This window comes from Pseudomonas sp. C6002 (assembly GCF_013385805.1).
GTDB lineage: Bacteria > Pseudomonadota > Gammaproteobacteria > Pseudomonadales > Pseudomonadaceae > Aquipseudomonas.
This window is the reverse complement of record NZ_JACAPH010000016.1, coordinates 1-18,593: the sequence shown is the minus strand read 5'-3', so window position 1 is coordinate 18,593 and position 18,593 is coordinate 1. Positions and strand designations below refer to the sequence as shown.

The following is an 18,593-nucleotide window of genomic DNA, read 5'->3' as shown; positions in this document are numbered from 1 at the left end:
CCGGGCCGGAGTGCGGGCATGCCGAGCCTGGGCGAGGCACCGAGTGGTGGGGCAAAGACCTTTTGGTTACTTTTGGGGCGTTTGCCAAAAGTGACCCGCTGTAAGAGCGGAACCATAGGTCGCCGTTACCTAAATAACGGATATGTACACCGAATCAAACAGCCGCCAAAGAAGGCTCCAACTGCCGCTGAGCCAACCAAATCTCCTCCTGCAACCACTGCGCAAACACCTGCAACTGCGGCGTATCCGTCTGCTCCGGCCGGGTCACCAGCCAATACGACTGATGCCCCTCCACATGCACATTCAGCACCTGCGTCAACTGCCCACTGGCCAACTCCGAAGCGACCATATGCCAATCCGCAATGGTAATCCCCAACCCATCGATCGCCGCCCGAATCGCCAAATCCAGCAGGTCAAACTCATACCCCCCCTCGATATCAACCCCACTGATCCGCGCCGCATCCAGCCAATGCTTCCACGTCAGATACCGCTGATCCTCCCGCGCCAGCACATGCAGCAACGTCATGCGATTCAGATCAATCCCGTCACTCCACTCCCGGGCATACAACGACGGCGCACACACCGCGATATGCCGCTCCTGAATCAACAGCGAACTGTCCAACCCATCCCATTCCCCATCGCCAAACCGAATCGCACAATCCAGCGTACTGGTCTCCGCCAGGCTGTCCTGCAACCGCGTGGTAATGCTCAACTCCAGCTCCGGATGCTGCTCGCGCAAGCGCCCCAACCGCGGCATCAACCAACGATTGGTAAACGTCGGCGGCGCATTGATGTGCAGCCGATTGGCATGGGACTTCTGCTGGATACTGCGTACCGTCAACTCGATCTTGTCGAACGACTGGTGCAACGCCCGCAGCAACACCCGCCCGGCACTGGTCAATTCCAGGTGATGGTGACGACGCTCCAGCAGGGCCTCGCCCAACTGTTCTTCAAGCTGGCGCACCTGGCGGCTGACCGCACTCTGCGTGACGTTCAACAGCTCGGCGGCCCGGGTAAAACTGCCGGTACTGCCGGCGACTTCGAAAGCTTTGAGGGCGTTGAGACCGGGCATTTTGCGTTTCATGGACGACACTCGGGAGCACAGGGGAAATTACCTGCACAACATACCTTTTTGTATTGGGTCAGCGGTAGCACCCCAGCCTGACAAACAATTAATCGTCACAAACGCTGAAAGTGTCGTTTATCGCTACAGACCGTCGCTCACGAATAAATAGCCTGCGTATAACGCATGCACACTAAGACAATTAAGCATTGGTCGTCGCCAGGCTATAAACGCTAGTCTGCCGATGTACTTCCTGTAACTTCGCCCCTCTCTTTCGCGATTAACTTATCGAGTCATCGCCATGTCCAACGCACCCGTTTCATCCCGGCGAAGTATTGGCTTGCTGGCACTGGTGTTTACCGCCTGCAACGCCACCACCCACGGTTTCAGTGTGTTCCTGTATTCGGCGCTGTTGCCGCAGATCCGCCTGGCCTTTGAGCTCAGTTACAGCCAGGCCGCGTTGATTGCCGCGCTGTTGCAGCTGTTCTACATGGGCGCCTCGATTGCCAGCGGCCTGGCGGCGGCGTGGATCAGCCCGCGCAATATGGTGCGCCTGACCATCGTCCTCAGCCCCGCCCTGCTGGCCCTGGCCGTCGCCACGCCGTGGGTGCTGCCGTTTGCCCTGTGCCTGGCACTGGTGTCGGCGTGCGCGGTGTCGAACTGGAACGCGATTTCGGCCCTCGCTCAAGAGGTGATCCCGACTACACATCGCAGCCGGGTGCTGGGGCTGGCGTCCTCGGGCTCAGCCTTTGCGCTGTGCTTGAACGGGCTGTTGATCGCGCTGTTGCAGGGGTTGTCGTTGCGCCAGTTCTGGCTGATCTGCGCCGGGTTGACGCTGGTTGTCACGCTGTTGACCCTGTGGGCACTGGCCCCGATCAAGCAACCGGCACCACGCGAGACCATGGCGCCGGCGCTGAATCAAGTGCTGCGCCAATGGCTGAAGTTGTGCATGGCACAACCGGTGGCAATGCAGGTCGTCTTGCTCAGCGCGTTTATCGGCGCCATCAGCGGGCCGTTTCTGAATTTCCTGTCGGCGTTCGTCAGCGAGCAGCTACAGGCCAGCGCTTCCGTCACCGGCTCGATGTGGACGCTGATCGGGATCGGCGGTGTGATCGGCGGCTTGCTGCTGGGCACGCTGGCAGATCGTTGGGGGGCGTTGCGGGTGATGGCCCTGAGTATCGGCGCGTTTGGTCTGAGCATGCTCGGCTTGCTCGGGCACCCGAGCCTGGTACTGAGCTGGCTGGCGGCCGGGCTGTTCGCGCTGTTCTATTTCCCGTGTTGGGGCTTGATGGCCGCCTACGTCGGTGCCCGGCTCAGCCCGGTGCACAGCCTGCAAGTGGTGAGCCTGAGCATGGTCAGCTACGGCCTGGCGAGTGCCACCGGCAATGCCTTGTGCGGCTGGCTGCTGCAAGTCACTGGCGAATTTGCGGTGGTGCACGGCTGGATCGCGGCCTGGGTGTTGGCCAGCCTGTTATTGCTCAAGCGCATGGCCCAGCGACACACCCGTGAAGCGCTGGCCGCCCAGATGCCCTGAGTGGCCCAGTTGCCGGCGCAGAATCTCCACCAGGGCATCCACTTCCGGCACCTGGCAACCGGCTGAACGCCAGAACATCAGGCGCGCCGGGGCAATCGGCGGGAAGCCCTGGCGCTCGTCCAGAATCTGCCAGTCGGGTGGCACCAGGCGCCGCGCCATCACGCCCACCGACAAGCCCTGCTCGATCGCAATCGCAATGCCGCGCGGGCTTTGGCTGGTGTAAACCACCTGCCACGAGCGCCCGGACTGGGCCAGCGCCTGCACGGCGTTCGCACGGAACGCGCAGCCCTCGGCGTACACCGCCAACGGCACCGACTGACGCCCCACGCAACTCCAGCTGGGCGCCGCGACCCACACCAACGGCTCGTCGCACAGGTATTCCCCGCTGTGCAAACCTGCGTGTTCCACCCCCAGCACCAGGTCCAGCTCGCCCCGTTGCAGCCGCCCCACCAGGGCCGTCGACATCTCGCAGCACACATCGGGCCGTACCTGGGAGAACTGCGCCTGGAAGTCCTTGAGCATCCCGCCCAGGCAGTACTCGGCGTAGTCCTCGGGCATGCCGAGGTGGATACACACCTGTTGATTGGGCAATTGCGCGGCGCTGACGGCCTCGCTGTGCAGCTTGAGGATCTGCCGGGCGTAGATCAAAAAGGTTTCGCCACCGGGGGTCAGGCCCACCGAGCGGCTGGTACGGCGGATCAGTGGCGTGCCGACGATGTCTTCCAGGCGTTGCAGGCTCTGGCTGACGGTGGATTGGGTCTTGTGCAGGCGCTCGGCGGCCGCCGAAAACCCCTGGCACTCGATAATTGCCACAAACACTTTAAGCAGGGTGCCATCCAGTTCGCCCGACATAACTATCGCCCTCGCCGATGGATTCGATCACAACTTGTAATTTCCACTTTGCACCTCGTTCAGCAACTATCGGGTCAGCCAAAAAACACCAACTGATAGTTCCGGGAGTCTTGCATGAGCCTTCAACTTGCTGACGCTGAAGTGGGCGATATCAGCGACATTATTAATACCGAGCTGTATCCCATACATGATTCGGGCCATGTTCAATTACAGGCCCTGATCGAACACGCCCGGGCCGAACTGGCCGAAGACGGTTGCTGCCTGCTGAAGAACTTCCTGCGCCCCGCGGCGCTTGAGCAGGCGCGCCTGGAAGGTTTGGCGCTGTCGGGCAAGACGTTTTATTCGGTGCGCAAGGTCAACGCCTACTTCACCGAGGACGACACCTCCCTGCCCCACGATGACCCGCGCCGCACGTTCATGGAGCGCACCAGCGGCTTTGTGACCCGCGACATGATCGCCCCGGACGCGATCATCCACCGGCTGTACGTGTCGCCGATGATGAAACGCTTTATCGGTGCCTGCCTGAATGAGCCGGAAATCTTCGAGTACGCCGACCCGTTCGCCGGGCTGGTGATCAACGTGATGCCGGACGGCACCGAGCAGCCCTGGCACTTCGATACCAACGAATTCATCGTCAGCATGATGACCCAGAAGCCCGAGGCCGGCGGCCTGTTCGAGTACGCGCCGATGATTCGCTCGCGCACCCAGGAGAACCTCGGCGCCGTCGGCAAGGTGGTGCGTGGCGAGGACCGTTCGCGGGTGCAGGAACTGGAGCTGAATCCCGGCGATTTGCAGATATTCAAAGGGCGTTTTTCGGTGCACCGGGTGACCCGCGTGGAAGGCGCCACCGAGCGCAACACGGCGATCTTCGCCTACTCCGAAAAGCCCGGAATCATTGGCCGTGCCCAGCGCACCAAGCAGCTTTACGGACGCCTGTCCGAAGCCCATCTGCAAGCCGAACGCAACCTGGTCCGCAGCGACCAGTTGCTCGACTGATTCATACCTAAAAAACCTTGAAACCGTATTTGCCCTGCGAGGAACACCCCATGAGTCTGTCCGGCCCCAACCGCAACCCCGCTGACTGCGAACCTACCCATGACGAGATCCAGCAGATCCAGTTGGACCGTCTGCAACGGGTACGCAACGAGCTGAAAAAACGCGACTACGCCGCCTGCGTACTGTTCGACCCTACCCACATGCGCTACGCCACCGGCTCACGCAACATGCAGGTGTACTCGGCGCGCAACCCGGCCCGCTATGCGTTTATCCCGGCAGAAGGCCCGGTGGTGGTGTTCGAGTTCGGCGGCTGCCTGCACCTGGCCGAAACCCTCAACACCGTCGATGAAGTGCGCCCGGCCAAAGCCATCTCCTATTACTTCTGCGAAAGTTTCCTGGGCAATGTCACCGCCGACTGGGCCGCGGAAATCGATGAGCTGGTGCGCAAATGCGGCGGCGGCAAACGCATCGCCATTGAAAGCGCCACCTCCGCTGCGGCCTTCGAACTGCAAAAGCTCGGCTATCAGATATTTGATGCCCAGGAACCGCTGGAACGTGCGCGCTGCATCAAGGTGCCGAACGAACTCAAGATGATCCGCGCCAGCCTGCGTGCCACCGAAGCCGGGGTGCGCCTGATGGAAAGCAAACTCACCCCCGGCATCAGCGAGAACGAGCTGTGGTCGCACCTGCACCAGCACGTGATCGCCACCGACGGTGATTACGTCGAGACCCGCCTGCTGTCCTCCGGCCCACGCACCAACCCGTGGTTCCAGGAGTGCAGCACCCGGCCCATCGAAGCCGGCGACCTGGTAGCGCTGGACACTGACGTGGTCGGGCGTTTCGGCTACTACGCCGACTTCTCGCGGACCTTCCTGTGCGGTGAACAAGCCGCCACCGCCAAGCAGCAGGAGCTGTACAAACTGGCCTACGAGCAAGTGCAGACCAACATGGAAATGCTCAAGGCCGGGCGCAGTTTCAAGGAGTACGCGGAACTGGCCTGGAAGATTCCCGAGCATTACAAAAACAACCGTTACTTCGCCCTGGTGCACGGGGTTGGCATGACCGGTGAATACCCCTACGTGGTGCATCGCGAAGACATTGATGCCCTGGGCTACGACGGTGTGTTCGAAGCCGGCATGACCATCTGCGTGGAAAGCTACATCGGCCACGACGACGGCGGCGAAGGGGTCAAGCTCGAAGAGCAGATCTACATCCACGAACACGGCATCGAGTTGCTCTCCGACTACCCGTTCGACCCGCGCTTGTTGAGGTACTGATCGTTCCCACGCTCTGCGTGGGAATGCATCCCGTGACGCTCTGCGTCACCGTTTCGCAGAGGGGACGCGGAACGTCCGGGGCGGCATTCCCACGCAGAGCGTGGGAATGATCGGTTGGTGGGGAGCGACATGTAACATGCGTTTATAGAACGTTCCAACGCAGAATTTGTCGTTTGTCGATCTTTGCGCAAATGACAAAACTGCGGGCATCTCTAATAAAAACAACATGAGAGCTGCCCTATGTCCTGTCCCATTGCCACCCTCCCGACTTCGTTGCGCCTTGTTCTTCTGCCGGCTTCACAGCGGTCACGGTCGCGCCTTCGCGGCGCTTGCCATTGACCCTTGCGGTTCAACAAAAAAACGCATATTCGCAAGTACCGGAGAGGCTTATGAAAGAGTTGACTACCCTGGACGGCGCCGCGCCGCATCCAGCCGTAAATGATCTGTGTGCCCAAGTGCAAAGCGGCGAAATCAACCGTCGCCAATTCCTGCGCACGGCCGCGCTGCTGGGCATCACCGTCGCCAGTGCCAGCACCTTTCTCGGTTCCGCACTGCTGGGCAATGACGCCCAGGCCGCCGAGCCACGCCAGGGCGGCAGCCTGCGGTTTGCCTGCGCGATCCAGGAAATCCAGGACCCGATGCTGATCACCTGGATCGAAGCCTCGAACCTGCTGCGCAACTCGGTGGAATACCTGACCTGGGTCGACGCCGACAACATCACCCACCCTTACCTCGCCGAGAGCTGGAGCCCGTCGGAAGACCTCGCCACGTGGACCTTCAACCTGCGCCAGAACGTGAAGTGGAGCAACGGCGACACCTTCAACGTCGACGACGTGCAGCACAATATCGAACGCTGGATCGCCGCCGATTCCAAGTCGGTGAACCGCACCGCGTTCCAGGACATCAAGGCCTTCGAAAAAGTCAGCGAGTTCCAGTTCCGCCTGGTGCTCAAGCGGCCGATCCTGGCGATCCCGGAGATGCTCAACGCCTTCACCTGCGCCATCGTGCACCGCAGCTTCAAGGCCGGTGACGACTGGGCGAAAAACCCGCTGGGCACCGGGCCGTTCAAGCTGGTTTCATTCGCCGTGAACAAGCAGGCGACCTTCGCCAAGCGCGCCGATTACTGGGGCAAACCAGCCAACCTTGACGAGTTGCGCTACATCGACATGGGCACCGACGTGTCCACCCACCTCGCCGCCCTGCAAGCCGGGCAAGTCGACGTGCTGTACCGCGTGACGGTGGCTGAACTGGACCTGGCCAAGCGCTTGCCCGGGGCCCAGTTGCTGACCTGCAAGTCGGCGCAAACCGTGGTGATGCGCATGGCCTGCGACCAGAAGCCGTTCACCGACCTGCGCATCCGCAAGGCGGTGGTGCTGTGCGCCGATAATGCGCAGATGCTGAAGATCGCCTATCGCGGCATGGGCATCCTCGGCGAAGACCATCATGTGGCGCCTTCCCACCCCGAATATTTCCCGCTGCCCAAGCGCAACCGCGACGTGGCGGCGGCCAAGAAGCTGCTGGCCGAAGCCGGCTTCCCCAACGGCATCGACATTGACCTGATCGTCGGCAACACCCAGGGCCGCTATGAACAGGACTGCGCGCAGATCCTGCAACAGAACTGCCTGGAAGCCGGGATCCGCATCAACCTCAAAGTGATCCCTGCTGCACAGTACTGGCCGATCTGGGACAAGGCTGCTTTCAGCCTGACCTACTGGGCCCATCGCCCGCTCGGTGTGATGTCCCTGGAGCTGGCCTACCGTGGCGGTGGTGCCTGGAACGAAAGCCATTACAGCGACCCGGCGTTCGATGCCGCGCTGGACAAGGCCATGGGCATCATCGACCCGAAACAGCGCGCCGTGGCGATGGAAGATGTCGAACGCATCCTGCAGGACGCCTGCGTGATCGTGCAGCCGTTCTGGGGCGACAAGTTCACCGCCGTGAGCAAAAAGGTCCAGGGCTTCCAGGTGCACCCTTCCGACTTCTACCCGATGGACAGTGTGTGGATGAGCGCTTGATTTAGCGCACGCCCTCCTCCCTGCCCGCACACGGGCAGGCATCCCTTGAACAGTCGGAGCATGCACCCATGGCTCATTTTCTGATGCGCAAGTTATTGGCGCTGGTGGCGACCCTGCTGTCGGTGTCATTGATCGTGTTCCTGGCCCTGGAACTGAATATCGAAGACGTGGCGATCAACGTCCTCGGCCCCTACTCCGCCGCCGACCAGCGCGCCGCGTGGCTGGTGGAACATGGCTATAACCAACCCTTTGTGTGGCGCTACCTGGTGTGGCTCAAGGACTTTGTCAGCGGCGACTGGGGCACCTCGGTGTACTTTCGCGAATCAGTGATCAAGCTGCTGCTGCCGAACCTTGCGCAAACCCTGACCCTGGCCGGCCTGGCCTTGCTGGTGATGGTGCCGGTGGCGCTGACCCTCGGCATTCTGGCCGGGATTCGCCAGGGCTCGGCGCTAGACCGCCTGGTGTCGTTCCTGTCGATCGTCACCACCTCGATTCCCGACTTCGCCAGCGCGGTGTTCGTCTCCGCGATCTTTGTGTTCTGGCTTAACTGGCTGCCCGGTGTGAGCAGCATGAGCGAAGGCTTCAGCGTCGTGCAATTGGTGCTGCCACTGATGGTGCTGTGCCTGTTCGGCATCGGTTACCTGGCGCGCATCACCCGGGCCTCGATGGTGGAAGTGATGCAGGCGCCGTACATCCGCACGGCGCGGCTCAAGGGCGCATCGACCTCACGCATTGTGCTGCGGCATGCCCTGCGCAATGTGCTGATCGCGCCGGTCACGGTGATCATGCTGTACATCCCGTGGCTGCTGTCGAACGTGATCGTGGTGGAGGTGTTCTTCGCCTACAAGGGCTTCGGCTCGCTGCTGTACACCGCCTCGTTGAACCATGACGTGTACCTGATCGAAGCCTGCGCGATGGTCAGTGCCGTGGTGGTGGGCATCACCAAGATTTTCTCGGACCTGGCCTACACCTGGCTCAACCCGCGCATCACCCTGCGCAGCCTCGGCGGAGGTGCCCAATGAACCTGCTGCACTCGTTCAAACATCCCTTGGCATTGCTCGGCCTGCTGCTGGTGGGCGGCTGGGTGGTGATCGCGCTGTTCGCACCGTGGATCGCGCCCCATGATCCGCTGGAAAGCTTCACGCCCTTGCTCACGCCGATGACCGTCGGCGACAACGGCCAGAGCTTCCTGCTGGGCACCGATATGATTGGCCGCGACATTCTCTCGCGGCTGATCTGGGGCACCCGTACCGTGCTGTTCTGGTCGATCCTCGCCACGCTCACCGCGTTTGCCGTGGGCATCGCCATGGGCCTGTGCGCCGGCTACTTCAACGGCTGGGTCGACAGCGTGCTGTCGTATGTGGCCGACACGGTGCTGTCGTTCCCGGTGCTGGTGTTGTACATCGTGATCATCATCGCCCTCGGCGCTTCGGCGCTGAATATCCTGATTGCGGTGACCTTCACCAGCGCACCGGCGATCTTCCGGATCATGCGCGCCCTGACCATCGACATCCGCTCGCGAGACTACGTGCTCAGCGCCATCACCCAGGGCGAAGGCTCGCTGCGGATCATGCTGGTGGAAATCCTGCCCAACTGCGGCGGGCCGCTGATTGTCGATTTCTGCCTGCGCATCGGCTACACCGCGATCATGATCGGCGCCCTCGGCTTCCTGGGCCTCGGGCTGCCGCCGCCCACACCGGACTGGGGCGGCATGATCAATGACGGCCGCGCCATGGCCATCGCCTTCCCGCACCTGGTGATCTTCCCGTGCATCGCCATCTCCACCCTGATGCTGGGCCTGAGCCTGTTGGCGGACGGCCTGGATGAACACGCCCAGAAAGGCGCAAGGAGTTGAGCATGAACCACACGCAAGTACTGCGGGTGCAGAACCTGTCCATCGAATTGCCCGCCGGCGCCGACCGCAGCCACGCGGTACAAGGCATCAGCCTGGAAGTGCGCAAGGGCGAAATCCTCTGCGTGATCGGAGAGTCCGGCTCCGGCAAGTCCGTGCTGTCGGCGGCGATCATGGGCGACTATGCCAAGGGTTTGCGGCATACCGAAGGCGTGATCGACTTCCTCGGCGATGACATTTGCACCCTCGACGAGGAGCGTTTGCGCCAGCTGCGGGGCAACCGTATCGCGATGATTTTCCAGGAGCCCATGGCGGCGCTGAACCCGGCGATTCGCATTGGCAAGCAAGTGGAAGAGATCTTCGATATTCACGCACCGCAGATGCCGGCGGCGGAGCGTCGCGAGCGCATGTTGGCGCTGCTGGAATCCACCCAACTACCAGACCCGCCACGCATCGCCAACAGCTTTCCCCACCAGTTGTCCGGTGGCCAATGCCAGCGAGTGGTGATTGCCATGGCGCTGGCGATGAACCCGGACCTGCTGATCGCCGACGAGCCCACCACGGCGCTGGACGTGACCACCCAGGCGCAGGTGCTGAAGCTGGTGCGCGAGCTGCGCGGCCGCGGGCAACACGGCATTCTGTTTATCACCCATGACTTCGGCGTGGTGGCGCAGATTGCCGACCGTATCGCGGTGATGGAAGGCGGCCGGCTGGTGGAAATCGGCGAGCGCGACCAGGTGCTGAATGCCCCGGCCCACGCCTACACCCGCAAGCTGATTGCGGCCGTGCCGGCGCTGCACCCGGAGCTGCACAAGCCGAGTGCCGACGGCGAGCTGGCATTGCGCATCGAGCACCTGACCAAGACCTACACCGTCGGCGGCAGCTCGGTGGCGGCCTTGCGCAATGTCTCGCTGCAACTGCCACGGGGCAAGACCCTGGCGATTGTCGGCGAGTCCGGTTCGGGCAAAAGCACGTTGGTGAAAGCCGCGATCCGCCTGGTGGACAGCGACAGCGGCCACGTATGGGTCGGTGACACCGACTTCCTGGCCCTGCGCGGCTCGGCGCTGGCGGCGAATCGTCGGCGCATCCAGATGATTTTCCAGGACCCGTATGGCTCGCTCAATCCTCGGCACCGGGTGGGCGACATCATCGCCCGCGCCGCGCAATTGCGCGGGTTGTCGGCCAAGGATGCGTGGGCTGAAGCCGGTGATTTGCTGGAACAGGTGGGCCTCAAGCGCGACGCCCTCAAGCGCAAGCCCCGGCAGTTCTCCGGCGGCCAGCGCCAGCGCATCGGCATTGCCCGCGCCCTGGCGATGCGCCCGGAAGTGTTGATCGCCGATGAGAGCGTGTCGGCCCTGGATGTCTCGGTGCAGAAACAGGTGCTGGAACTGCTGGCCGAACTGCAGCAGCGGCTGAACCTGAGCATCCTGTTCATCACCCACGACCTGCGGGTGGCGGCGCAGATCAGCGACTACATCGCGGTGATGCGCCAGGGCGAAGTCGTGGAATACGGCACTGCCGAGCAAGTGTTGCTGCGACCTCAGAACACTTACACCCAGACCTTGCTGGCCGCCGCCCCCGGCGCCTCGGAGCTGCCCACGGCAGGCCCGCCGTTGCGGCTGATTCGCCCGCAAGCGCACTGAGTCAACCCTTTACCCCGCGTCGCAGCGTTCGTTGCGGCAAGGGGCTGCTGTTGCCAAAAAATAACCAATAACGAGAGCAAAACCATGCGACCAACCTTCCGTTACATCGCTCTGGTCCCTGTGCTTGGCGCCCTTGCGGCACCGGCCATGGCCATTCAAGTCACCGACAACCTCGACCTCGGCGGCGCCGTGCGCGCCCGTTGGGACTACGACCCGGATCGCGACATCCAGAAGTTCGGCCTCGACACCGCGTACCTCAGCGCCAAGTACAACTCCGACACCTGGATCGGCGAGGCGCAGTACCGTTTCTACGGGCGCTCCTACCCGTACCAGTACACCAAGAACTACGGCGATATCCAGTTCGCCAAGTTCGCCTGGGTGGGCTACAAGTTCAACCCCGACCAGCAGGTGCAAGTGGGCCTGAACACAGTGCCGTTTGGCTTGCAGCCGTACTTCGGCAGCACCTTCTACGAAACCCTGGGCAACGTGATCGGCCTGGAAGATGTGCAGCAGGTGGGCGCCAAGTACATCCAGCAAAGCGGTGACTGGAACATCCAGGCCGGTTACTACCTGCGCCCGGCGTGGCAAGGCAAAGGCACGAGCAAGGGCGTGACCTACTCCAGCGTGATCTCCGAGGCCGACAGCTACGTGGGCGACGGCAGCAACAACCAGGAACGCAACACCGTGGTGGTGCGGGTGGCCAAGGCCATGGACCTGGGCGGGTGGAAATCGGAAGTCGGGCTGTCCGGCCTGACCTCCACCCTGGAGAACAAGGACACCAACGACGATGGCCGGCGCAACGCGGTGGCGATCCACTACCTGGGCAAGAACGGCCCGTGGGGCGTGCAATTGCAGGCGGCACGCCAGCAGATGTCACCGCGCAACCCGGGCACCGACAGCGTGGTGACCCTGGGCGGGTATGACGGCACGTTCAACGTGGCCAGCCGCGGCAATCTGTATGTGGCGGATTTGAGCTACGACGTGGGTGGCAAGTACCTGTTTGACCAGGTCAGCGGTGTGAAGCTGTATGCCAACTACAGTGCGTTTGACAAGTCCGAGGATCAGTTCAAGACCTCACAGCGGGTGATCCTGGGCACGTCGTTTTCGGTGAGTAAACTGTGGGTGGCCACGGAGTGGTTGATCGGCAAGAACGATCCGTATATTGGTGGGAGCAGCTATACCGAGAGCTTGGGAGCTGGGGGGAGTAACCAGTGGGAGAATCAGTTGTATATGAACATTGGCTACTACTTCTGACTTAAGATTTGTAGTGCTTTGACTGGCCTCATCGCAGGCAAGCCAGCTCCCACATTTGATCGGCGCCGCGGTCAAAATGTGGGAGCTGGCTTGCCTGCGATAGCGTCAGTACTGACACCATAAAAACAACAGGTGTGGAATCCATTTCATGCGCCAACTGCCCTCCCTCAACATGCTCCGTGTCTTCGAAGAAGTCGCCCGCCACCGCAGCTTCAGCCAGGCCGCCGTGGGCCTCAACGTCACCCAGGGCGCCGTCAGCCGCCAGATCAAACAACTGGAAGACTACCTCGGCGTCGCCCTCTTCATCCGCACACCCCAGGGCCTGTCCCTGACCGAAGCCGGCTTCGCCCTCTCCCCGCACCTGAGCGACGCCTTCGACCATATCGAGCGCGCCCTTCACGCCGTGCGCGTGCCCAACCTGCGCCAGCGCCTGCGCATCGTCGCGCCGCCCACCTGGGCCACCCGCTGGCTGTCCGCCCACCTGCGCCGGTTTTGCGAGCGTTACCCGGACATCAACCTCAGCGTCACCCACCAGAACACCCATGCGAGCCTGGCGGAAATCGACTGCCAGGTCCGCTTCGGCCTGGAAGCGGCCACGCAGTGCAGCAGTGAACTGTTGGTGATGGAACGCCACATCGCCGTCGCCAGCCCGGAACTGTTCAGCGACGGTCAGCCGCCCGACCTGCGGCGCTTTCCGCTGCTGCACATCCTGCACGACGGTAAGCGCTTGCAGGTCTGGGAGAACTGGCTGGCGGCCATGGGCCGGGAAGATATCGATGCAGGCCAGGGCCTGGAATTCAGCACCCTGGACCAGGTGATCCACACCGCCCTGGCCGGCGGTGGGCTCGCGGTGATCGACCGGCAGATGATCGAGCGTGAACTGGCGAATGGCAGCCTGCTGCCGATCACCCCGGTGGAGGTGATCGGCCCGTATGGCTATTGGCTGGATGTGGCAAGTGACAAGCAGGGTTTATCCAAGGTTCGGTTGTTTACGCAGTGGTTGAACCGGGTGAGCAATCCCTGACACCGCAGGCTCGGCCTTGCACGCCTGGCTCAAGGTCAACGCCTTGGTTTCCGGCGCCCAGGCCCAGGAGATGATCGCGCCCAGCACCAGGATAGCGGCGAGGATGCCCATGGTCGGGCTCAGGCCGATCCCCGCTACGCTCACCGGCAACAGGAAGGTACTCACCGCCGAACCCAGGCGGCTGATGGCTGTGGCAAGGCCGATGCCGCTGGCCCGCACTTCGGTCGGGAAGCTCTCCGCCGGGAATACGCCCACCAGGTTGCTCACCGCCGACAGCACCAGGGTGAAGACGCCGAACGTCAGCACCATCAACCACGCCATGCTGCCCGGCAATACCGCCAGCAGGAACAGCGCCGCCGCCAGGATGATGAACGAGTTGATCAGAAAGCCGCGCCGGGAGAATTTCACGGTGCACCAGATGCCGATCAAGGCGCCGATGATCAGCAGCAGGTTGAGCATCAGCTCGGTGCCAAAACCTTCGGCCAGGCCCATCTTCTGCAGGATCGACGGCAGGAAGGTGTAGATGGCGAAGTACGGCATCACGATGCACACGAAGAACAGGCAGTTGAACGCGGTGCGCTTGCGGTATTCACGGCTGAACAGCACGCCGTAGCCGGAACGGGTTTGCGTCGACGGTTCTTCATCGAGGACCACGTGTTCGCCGAGGTGTTTCTTGACGATGGCTCGGGCCTCGGCAATCCGGCCCTGGTTGATCAGCCAGCGCGGCGATTCGGGCGTGCCGATGCGCGCGATCAGGATCAGCCCGGCAGGAATTGCCGACGATGCGAGCATCCAGCGCCAGGCATCATCGCCGAGGCTGAGCATGGCGGTGCCGACGAAAGTCGCGGCCACGTAACCAACCGTCCACACCACGCTGAAGGAGCCCAGCAGTACCCCGCGATGTTTCCTGGGCGAGAACTCGGCAAGCATCGCGTGGCCGACGCTGAAGTCGCCGCCCAGGCCGATACCGATCAACACCCGGCAGAGGAACAGGCCCATGGCGGTTTCGGCGTAGAACTGCATCACCGAGGCAACGGTGATCAGGACGAAGCTGACCAGGAAGATTTTCTGCCGGCCGAGGGTGTCGGAGATCCAGCCAAAGAACAGGCTGCCCATAAACAGGCCGATCAGGGCCGAGGCGCCGATCAGGCCTTGCCAGAAGGCGTCCAGTTGCATCTGTGGGCTGAGCAAGGTGAAGGCAATGCCGATCAGGCCGAGGATATAGCCGTCGGTGAAGTGCGCACCGAAGGTCAGGCCGGCGATTTTAAGGTGGAAGCGACCGATGGGCAGGTCGTCGATTTTGATGGGTTGGGTGGACATGGTGTTCTCCATATTTTTGTTCTTGACGGAGTAACAACGGGCAAGCCCATTTCCCTGTGGGAGCGGGCTTGCTCGCGAAGGCGGTGTGTCAGTCAATGCATGTGGTGGCAGGCCCACCGCTTTCGCGAGCAAGCCCGCTCCCACATTGGATCGGGGTTGTTTGGGTAAATGGGGTCAGAGACCGCCCATCAACAGGTATTTGATCTCCAGGTAATCCTCCAGGCCGTACCTGGAACCTTCACGGCCCAGGCCCGACTCCTTGATCCCGCCAAACGGTGCGACTTCGGTGGAGATGATCCCTTCGTTGATCCCGACCATGCCCGCTTCCAGGCCTTCGGCCATGCGCCATACGCGGCCGATGTCGCGGCTGTAGAAGTAGGCGGACAAGCCAAACGGCGTGTCATTCGCCCGTTGCAGCACTTCGGCTTCGTCCTTGAAGCGGAAGCAGGCCGCCACCGGGCCGAAGGTTTCTTCCTGGGCAATCAGCATCTCGCCGTGGGCTTCGGTGAGGATGGTCGGTTCGAAGAACGTCCCGCCCAAGGCATGGCGACGGCCGCCGCACAGCAGCTTGGCGCCTTTCTCCAGGGCGTCGCCGACGTGGGCTTCAACCTTGGCCAACGCGGCCGCATTGATCAGCGGGCCTTGTTCGGTTTCGCCCTCGAGGGCGCTGCCGACGCGCATCGCAGAGACCGCTTCGGCCAGCTTGCGGGTGAACGCGTCGTACACAGCGTCCTGGATGAAGAAGCGGTTGACGCAGACGCAGGTCTGCCCGGTATTGCGAAACTTGGAAGCCATGGCGCCTTTGACGGCGGCGTCCAGGTCGGCATCGTCGAACACGATAAAGGGCGCGTTGCCGCCCAGTTCCAGGGAGACCTTTTTCAGGGTGTCGGCGGCCTGGCGCATCAGCAGCTTGCCGGTGCGGGTGGAGCCGGTGAAGGACAGCTTGCGCACAATGCTGGAGGCTTGCAGTGCGCCACCGATGGCCACGGCATCGCCGGACACGATGTTGAACACGCCCGCCGGAATCCCGGCCTGTTCTGCCAACACCGCCAGGGCGAAGGCCGACAGCGGGGTTTCTTCCGACGGTTTGAGAATCATCGTGCAACCCGCCGCCAGCGCCGGGCCAACCTTGCGGGTGACCATGGCCAGGGGAAAGTTCCACGGGGTGATCGCCGCGACCACGCCAATGGCTTCCTTGGTCACGATGATCCGCGCGTCGGCCTTGTGGCTCGGGATCACGTCGCCATAGGCACGCTTGGCTTCTTCGGCAAACCATTCGAGGAAGCTCGCGGCGTAGACCACTTCGCCCATGGCTTCGGCCAGCGGCTTGCCCTGTTCCAGGCTGAGCAGGTGGGCCAGGTCCTTCTGGTTGCTCAGCATCAACTCGCTCCAGCGCTTGAGGCGCTGGCTGCGCTCCTTGGCGGTGAGCTTGCGCCAGGCCGGCAACGCGCGGTTGGCGGCGGCAATGGCCAGGTCGGTTTCTTCAGCCCCGGCGCGTTGTACTTCGGCGATCTGCGCACCATTGGCCGGGTTGAGCACCGGGTAGACCGGCCCACCGCTGGACCATTGGCCATCAATGAAATTGCCTGTGCGAATCAGCGGGTTCATGCCACGGCCTCTATCAGGTTAAAACGGTCCAGGCCCGGACGGGCGCTGCGCAAGATGCGTTTGCCGGCGGTGTAGTCGTTGATCACATCGCACGGCGTGTAGTTGCGTTCCAGCTCGTGCAGTTCTTCGGCATCCAGTTGGGTGTCGAGGGCTGCAAGCGCGCTATCAAATTGTGCGGTGGTGTCGGCGCCCACCAGCATCACGTCCACACCCGGATGATTGGCCACCCAGGCCTGGGCAATCTGTGCGTTGGACACGCCACGGGCACGGGCCACACGTTGCACCGAGTGGGCGATGTCGAACGACGCCTGGTCGCTGTACATCTGCTGGGTGAAGAAGTCGGTCTGGTTGCGGGTCGACTGCACTTCGCCGGTGAGCAAGCCACGGGCCAGCGGGCTGAACACCGACACGCCCAGGCCCTGGTCGCGGCAGAACGGGATCATCTCGCGCTCTTCCTCGCGGTAGGCGCAGTTCAGTTGCAGTTGCATGTTGATCGGCTTGACCCAGCCATTGCGCTCGCAGGCCATGAGGATTTTTGCCAGTTGCCCGGTGAGCATGGTCGACACGCCGATGTAGCGCGCCTTGCCGGAGCGCACGATGTCGTTGAGGGCGCCCATGGTTTCTTCCACCGGGGTGTTCACGTCGAAGTAATGCAGCATGAACACGTCGACGTAATCCATGCCAAGGCGGCTCAGGGAGGCGTCGATGCTGTCCATGATGTGCTTGCGCGAATGGCCGCTGGCATTGATGCCGCTGCGGGTGCCGTAGCCGACCTTGGTGGTGACCACGATGTCTTCACGGCGCGCAACGCGCTTGAGGATGCGCCCGACCACTTCTTCGCCGACACCTGCGGAGTAGAAGTCCGCCAGGTCGATGAAGTTGACACCGTTGGCCAGGGCATGGGCAACGATGGGTTCGCTTTGTTTCTCGTCGAAAATCCACGGCTTCCAGTCCGGGGTGCCCATGTTCATGGTGCCCAGGCACAGGCGCGAGACTTGCAGGCCGGAGTTGCCCAAACGGATGTATTGCATGGGAATGTCCTCAGGCTTTTGGCGTGTAGAAAGGGTTGCTGATGTGGTTGACCACATCCGCCAGTTGCGCGGTGTGCGGCAAGCCTGTGAGGGCGGCGCGGATCGCGGTGCGGCAGGCGTTGTAGTTGTTGAGGTAGACCGCATCCAGGTCATCGCAGGCCGGGTTGACCCAGTTGGCGGTGACAATCGCCCACTCGTCCTCGGCTTCCGGCGGCAGGGTGCCGTCGAGCAGGGCTTCGAGCACCGCCTTGGCGATCCCGGCCTGGGACGCGCCCCAGGTGGCATTGCCGTGCAGGTCGCTGCCGATGGCGGCCTTGTTGACGTAGAGGGTCATGGGTTTGACCGGGATGTTCGGCTGGGCAATCACCATGAACGGGCAATGGCCCTGGCTTGGCGACGCCAAACTGTTGGCAAACGCCTGGCCGGCCGGACCGTTGCGCGGGCCGATGAGGATGTTGATGTGGGCAGCATTGACGCCTGGGCCTTCGAAGCCTTCGCCGATGTACAGATCAAGTGCTTTCATTTCGCAAACGCTCTTTTTTGTTATGGGGAGCTGGTTGGCGAATTTTTAGCACTGGCCCGGGTAGCGGCCGTAACCATTAAAAGTCATGGGGCTGTGAGTTTTAGTCATGGCCCTGCGACCATCGGCCTGGTCTTGTGCGTTGACCATCGTTGTTACACCCCATATAGTGTGCCCACAAACACAGACAACCACTACATAGTGTGCAAGAACGCTGAACACCGACCACACTATGCGCAGTATTTCAATGCCTTGAAGCCTGCAAAACGCACATTTTTGAACACGCTGGGTGAATCGAAGCCCACGCCGTCAGACGGACCACGAAGGAGCAATTCAATGCTGAGTTGGGATGAAGCAGATCAACCAGACACCGGTGACGTAGTCATCCGGGGCGCCAACGCCGGCCACGCCACCGAAGCCAACATGGACCGCCTCGACGGTGCCGGCGCTGCCGCCGCCCTTGAAGCCCGCAACGTGACCGCCAGCGACTCCGCCGCGATCATCCGGGCCAAGGCCGCCCTCGACAAGCTCGACGTCGCCGAAGGCCTCGCCGAACTCGAAGGCTCCGCCGCCCGCGTCGCTGTTGACGAAAAGCGCATGATCA

Annotated in this window: 15 protein-coding genes and 1 pseudogene; 10 read left to right on the top strand and 6 right to left on the bottom strand. The window is 62.4% G+C overall.

The features are described 5' to 3' along the window. Nucleotides 1-154: 154 nt before the first annotated feature. A complete protein-coding gene (locus HX817_RS10360) occupies nucleotides 155-1,084 on the bottom strand; it encodes a LysR substrate-binding domain-containing protein (RefSeq protein WP_032899060.1) in 930 nt (309 codons plus the stop codon). Nucleotides 1,085-1,364: 280 nt separating this feature from the next. On the opposite strand from HX817_RS10360, the gene HX817_RS10355 reads away from it, so the two are divergent. Next, complete coding sequence (locus tag HX817_RS10355; RefSeq protein ID WP_177040194.1) at nucleotides 1,365-2,597, top strand: MFS transporter; 1,233 nt, start codon at nucleotides 1,365-1,367, stop codon at nucleotides 2,595-2,597. Here the strand turns inward: HX817_RS10355 and HX817_RS10350 are convergent. Beyond that, on the bottom strand, nucleotides 2,535-3,449 hold the full coding sequence (locus HX817_RS10350) for a LysR family transcriptional regulator (protein WP_102369227.1): 915 nt from the start codon (nucleotides 3,447-3,449) through the stop codon (nucleotides 2,535-2,537). The genes HX817_RS10355 and HX817_RS10350 overlap by 63 nt on opposite strands. Before the next feature lie 114 nt (nucleotides 3,450-3,563). Here HX817_RS10350 and HX817_RS10345 point away from each other — a divergent pair, with 114 nt between their 5' ends. The 8 genes from HX817_RS10345 to HX817_RS10310 all read left to right on the top strand — a co-directional run bounded on the left by HX817_RS10345 (nucleotide 3,564) and on the right by HX817_RS10310 (nucleotide 13,510). Continuing rightward, nucleotides 3,564-4,445, top strand: coding sequence for a hypothetical protein (locus HX817_RS10345; protein WP_008432881.1), 882 nt, complete (start codon nucleotides 3,564-3,566; stop codon nucleotides 4,443-4,445). A 50-nt stretch (nucleotides 4,446-4,495) separates the two neighbouring features. Continuing rightward, entirely contained in the window at nucleotides 4,496-5,722 is a 1,227-nt protein-coding gene (locus HX817_RS10340) for a Xaa-Pro peptidase family protein (RefSeq protein WP_003218567.1), read from the top strand. Nucleotides 5,723-6,111: 389 nt separating this feature from the next. After that, nucleotides 6,112-7,737: an ABC transporter substrate-binding protein gene (locus tag HX817_RS10335; protein ID WP_177040193.1), complete on the top strand. Its 1,626-nt coding sequence runs from the start codon at nucleotides 6,112-6,114 to the stop codon at nucleotides 7,735-7,737. A 68-nt stretch (nucleotides 7,738-7,805) separates the two neighbouring features. Continuing rightward, nucleotides 7,806-8,759: an ABC transporter permease gene (locus HX817_RS10330; protein WP_003218572.1), complete on the top strand. Its 954-nt coding sequence runs from the start codon at nucleotides 7,806-7,808 to the stop codon at nucleotides 8,757-8,759. After that, nucleotides 8,756-9,592: an ABC transporter permease gene (locus HX817_RS10325; RefSeq protein WP_003218574.1), complete on the top strand. Its 837-nt coding sequence runs from the start codon at nucleotides 8,756-8,758 to the stop codon at nucleotides 9,590-9,592. Before HX817_RS10330 ends, HX817_RS10325 begins: the two co-directional genes overlap by 4 nt. A 2-nt stretch (nucleotides 9,593-9,594) precedes the next feature. Next, complete coding sequence (locus HX817_RS10320) at nucleotides 9,595-11,232, top strand: ABC transporter ATP-binding protein (protein WP_177040192.1); 1,638 nt, start codon at nucleotides 9,595-9,597, stop codon at nucleotides 11,230-11,232. Between the two features lie 84 nt (nucleotides 11,233-11,316). Further along, complete coding sequence (locus tag HX817_RS10315) at nucleotides 11,317-12,486, top strand: hypothetical protein (RefSeq protein WP_003218578.1); 1,170 nt, start codon at nucleotides 11,317-11,319, stop codon at nucleotides 12,484-12,486. A 148-nt stretch (nucleotides 12,487-12,634) separates the two neighbouring features. Further along, nucleotides 12,635-13,510: a LysR substrate-binding domain-containing protein gene (locus HX817_RS10310; protein ID WP_177021275.1), complete on the top strand. Its 876-nt coding sequence runs from the start codon at nucleotides 12,635-12,637 to the stop codon at nucleotides 13,508-13,510. Here HX817_RS10310 and HX817_RS10305 read toward each other — a convergent pair. The 4 genes from HX817_RS10305 to fae all read right to left on the bottom strand — a co-directional run bounded on the left by HX817_RS10305 (nucleotide 13,457) and on the right by fae (nucleotide 17,992). After that, a complete protein-coding gene (locus HX817_RS10305) occupies nucleotides 13,457-14,830 on the bottom strand; it encodes an MFS transporter (protein ID WP_177040191.1) in 1,374 nt (457 codons plus the stop codon). The genes HX817_RS10310 and HX817_RS10305 overlap by 54 nt on opposite strands. Nucleotides 14,831-15,004: 174 nt before the next feature. Next, nucleotides 15,005-16,438: an NAD-dependent succinate-semialdehyde dehydrogenase gene (locus HX817_RS10300; RefSeq protein WP_177040190.1), complete on the bottom strand. Its 1,434-nt coding sequence runs from the start codon at nucleotides 16,436-16,438 to the stop codon at nucleotides 15,005-15,007. Then, nucleotides 16,435-17,469: an aldo/keto reductase gene (locus HX817_RS10295; RefSeq protein WP_102606526.1), complete on the bottom strand. Its 1,035-nt coding sequence runs from the start codon at nucleotides 17,467-17,469 to the stop codon at nucleotides 16,435-16,437. Before HX817_RS10295 ends, HX817_RS10300 begins: the two co-directional genes overlap by 4 nt. Before the next feature lie 10 nt (nucleotides 17,470-17,479). After that, the gene (gene fae, locus HX817_RS10290) at nucleotides 17,480-17,992 is read right to left on the bottom strand and encodes a formaldehyde-activating enzyme (RefSeq protein WP_003212394.1); all 513 of its coding nucleotides are present in this window, start codon (nucleotides 17,990-17,992) and stop codon (nucleotides 17,480-17,482) included. 333 nt (nucleotides 17,993-18,325) lie between these two features. On the opposite strand from fae, the pseudogene HX817_RS10285 reads away from it, so the two are divergent. After that, nucleotides 18,326-18,593 (top strand): annotated as a pseudogene (locus tag HX817_RS10285) (ribonucleotide-diphosphate reductase subunit beta); the annotation flags it as partial.

Bases quoted from the DNA above. Each gene is read 5' to 3' on its own strand.
- HX817_RS10360 (WP_032899060.1), bottom strand. From the start codon at position 1,084: ATGAAACGCAAAATGCCCGGTCTCAACGCCCTCAAAGCTTTCGAAGTC.
- HX817_RS10355 (WP_177040194.1), top strand. From the start codon at position 1,365: ATGTCCAACGCACCCGTTTCATCCCGGCGAAGTATTGGCTTGCTGGCA.
- HX817_RS10350 (WP_102369227.1), bottom strand. From the start codon at position 3,449: ATGTCGGGCGAACTGGATGGCACCCTGCTTAAAGTGTTTGTGGCAATT.
- HX817_RS10345 (WP_008432881.1), top strand. From the start codon at position 3,564: ATGAGCCTTCAACTTGCTGACGCTGAAGTGGGCGATATCAGCGACATT.
- HX817_RS10340 (WP_003218567.1), top strand. From the start codon at position 4,496: ATGAGTCTGTCCGGCCCCAACCGCAACCCCGCTGACTGCGAACCTACC.
- HX817_RS10335 (WP_177040193.1), top strand. From the start codon at position 6,112: ATGAAAGAGTTGACTACCCTGGACGGCGCCGCGCCGCATCCAGCCGTA.
- HX817_RS10330 (WP_003218572.1), top strand. From the start codon at position 7,806: ATGGCTCATTTTCTGATGCGCAAGTTATTGGCGCTGGTGGCGACCCTG.
- HX817_RS10325 (WP_003218574.1), top strand. From the start codon at position 8,756: ATGAACCTGCTGCACTCGTTCAAACATCCCTTGGCATTGCTCGGCCTG.
- HX817_RS10320 (WP_177040192.1), top strand. From the start codon at position 9,595: ATGAACCACACGCAAGTACTGCGGGTGCAGAACCTGTCCATCGAATTG.
- HX817_RS10315 (WP_003218578.1), top strand. From the start codon at position 11,317: ATGCGACCAACCTTCCGTTACATCGCTCTGGTCCCTGTGCTTGGCGCC.
- HX817_RS10310 (WP_177021275.1), top strand. From the start codon at position 12,635: ATGCGCCAACTGCCCTCCCTCAACATGCTCCGTGTCTTCGAAGAAGTC.
- HX817_RS10305 (WP_177040191.1), bottom strand. From the start codon at position 14,830: ATGTCCACCCAACCCATCAAAATCGACGACCTGCCCATCGGTCGCTTC.
- HX817_RS10300 (WP_177040190.1), bottom strand. From the start codon at position 16,438: ATGAACCCGCTGATTCGCACAGGCAATTTCATTGATGGCCAATGGTCC.
- HX817_RS10295 (WP_102606526.1), bottom strand. From the start codon at position 17,469: ATGCAATACATCCGTTTGGGCAACTCCGGCCTGCAAGTCTCGCGCCTG.
- fae (WP_003212394.1), bottom strand. From the start codon at position 17,992: ATGAAAGCACTTGATCTGTACATCGGCGAAGGCTTCGAAGGCCCAGGC.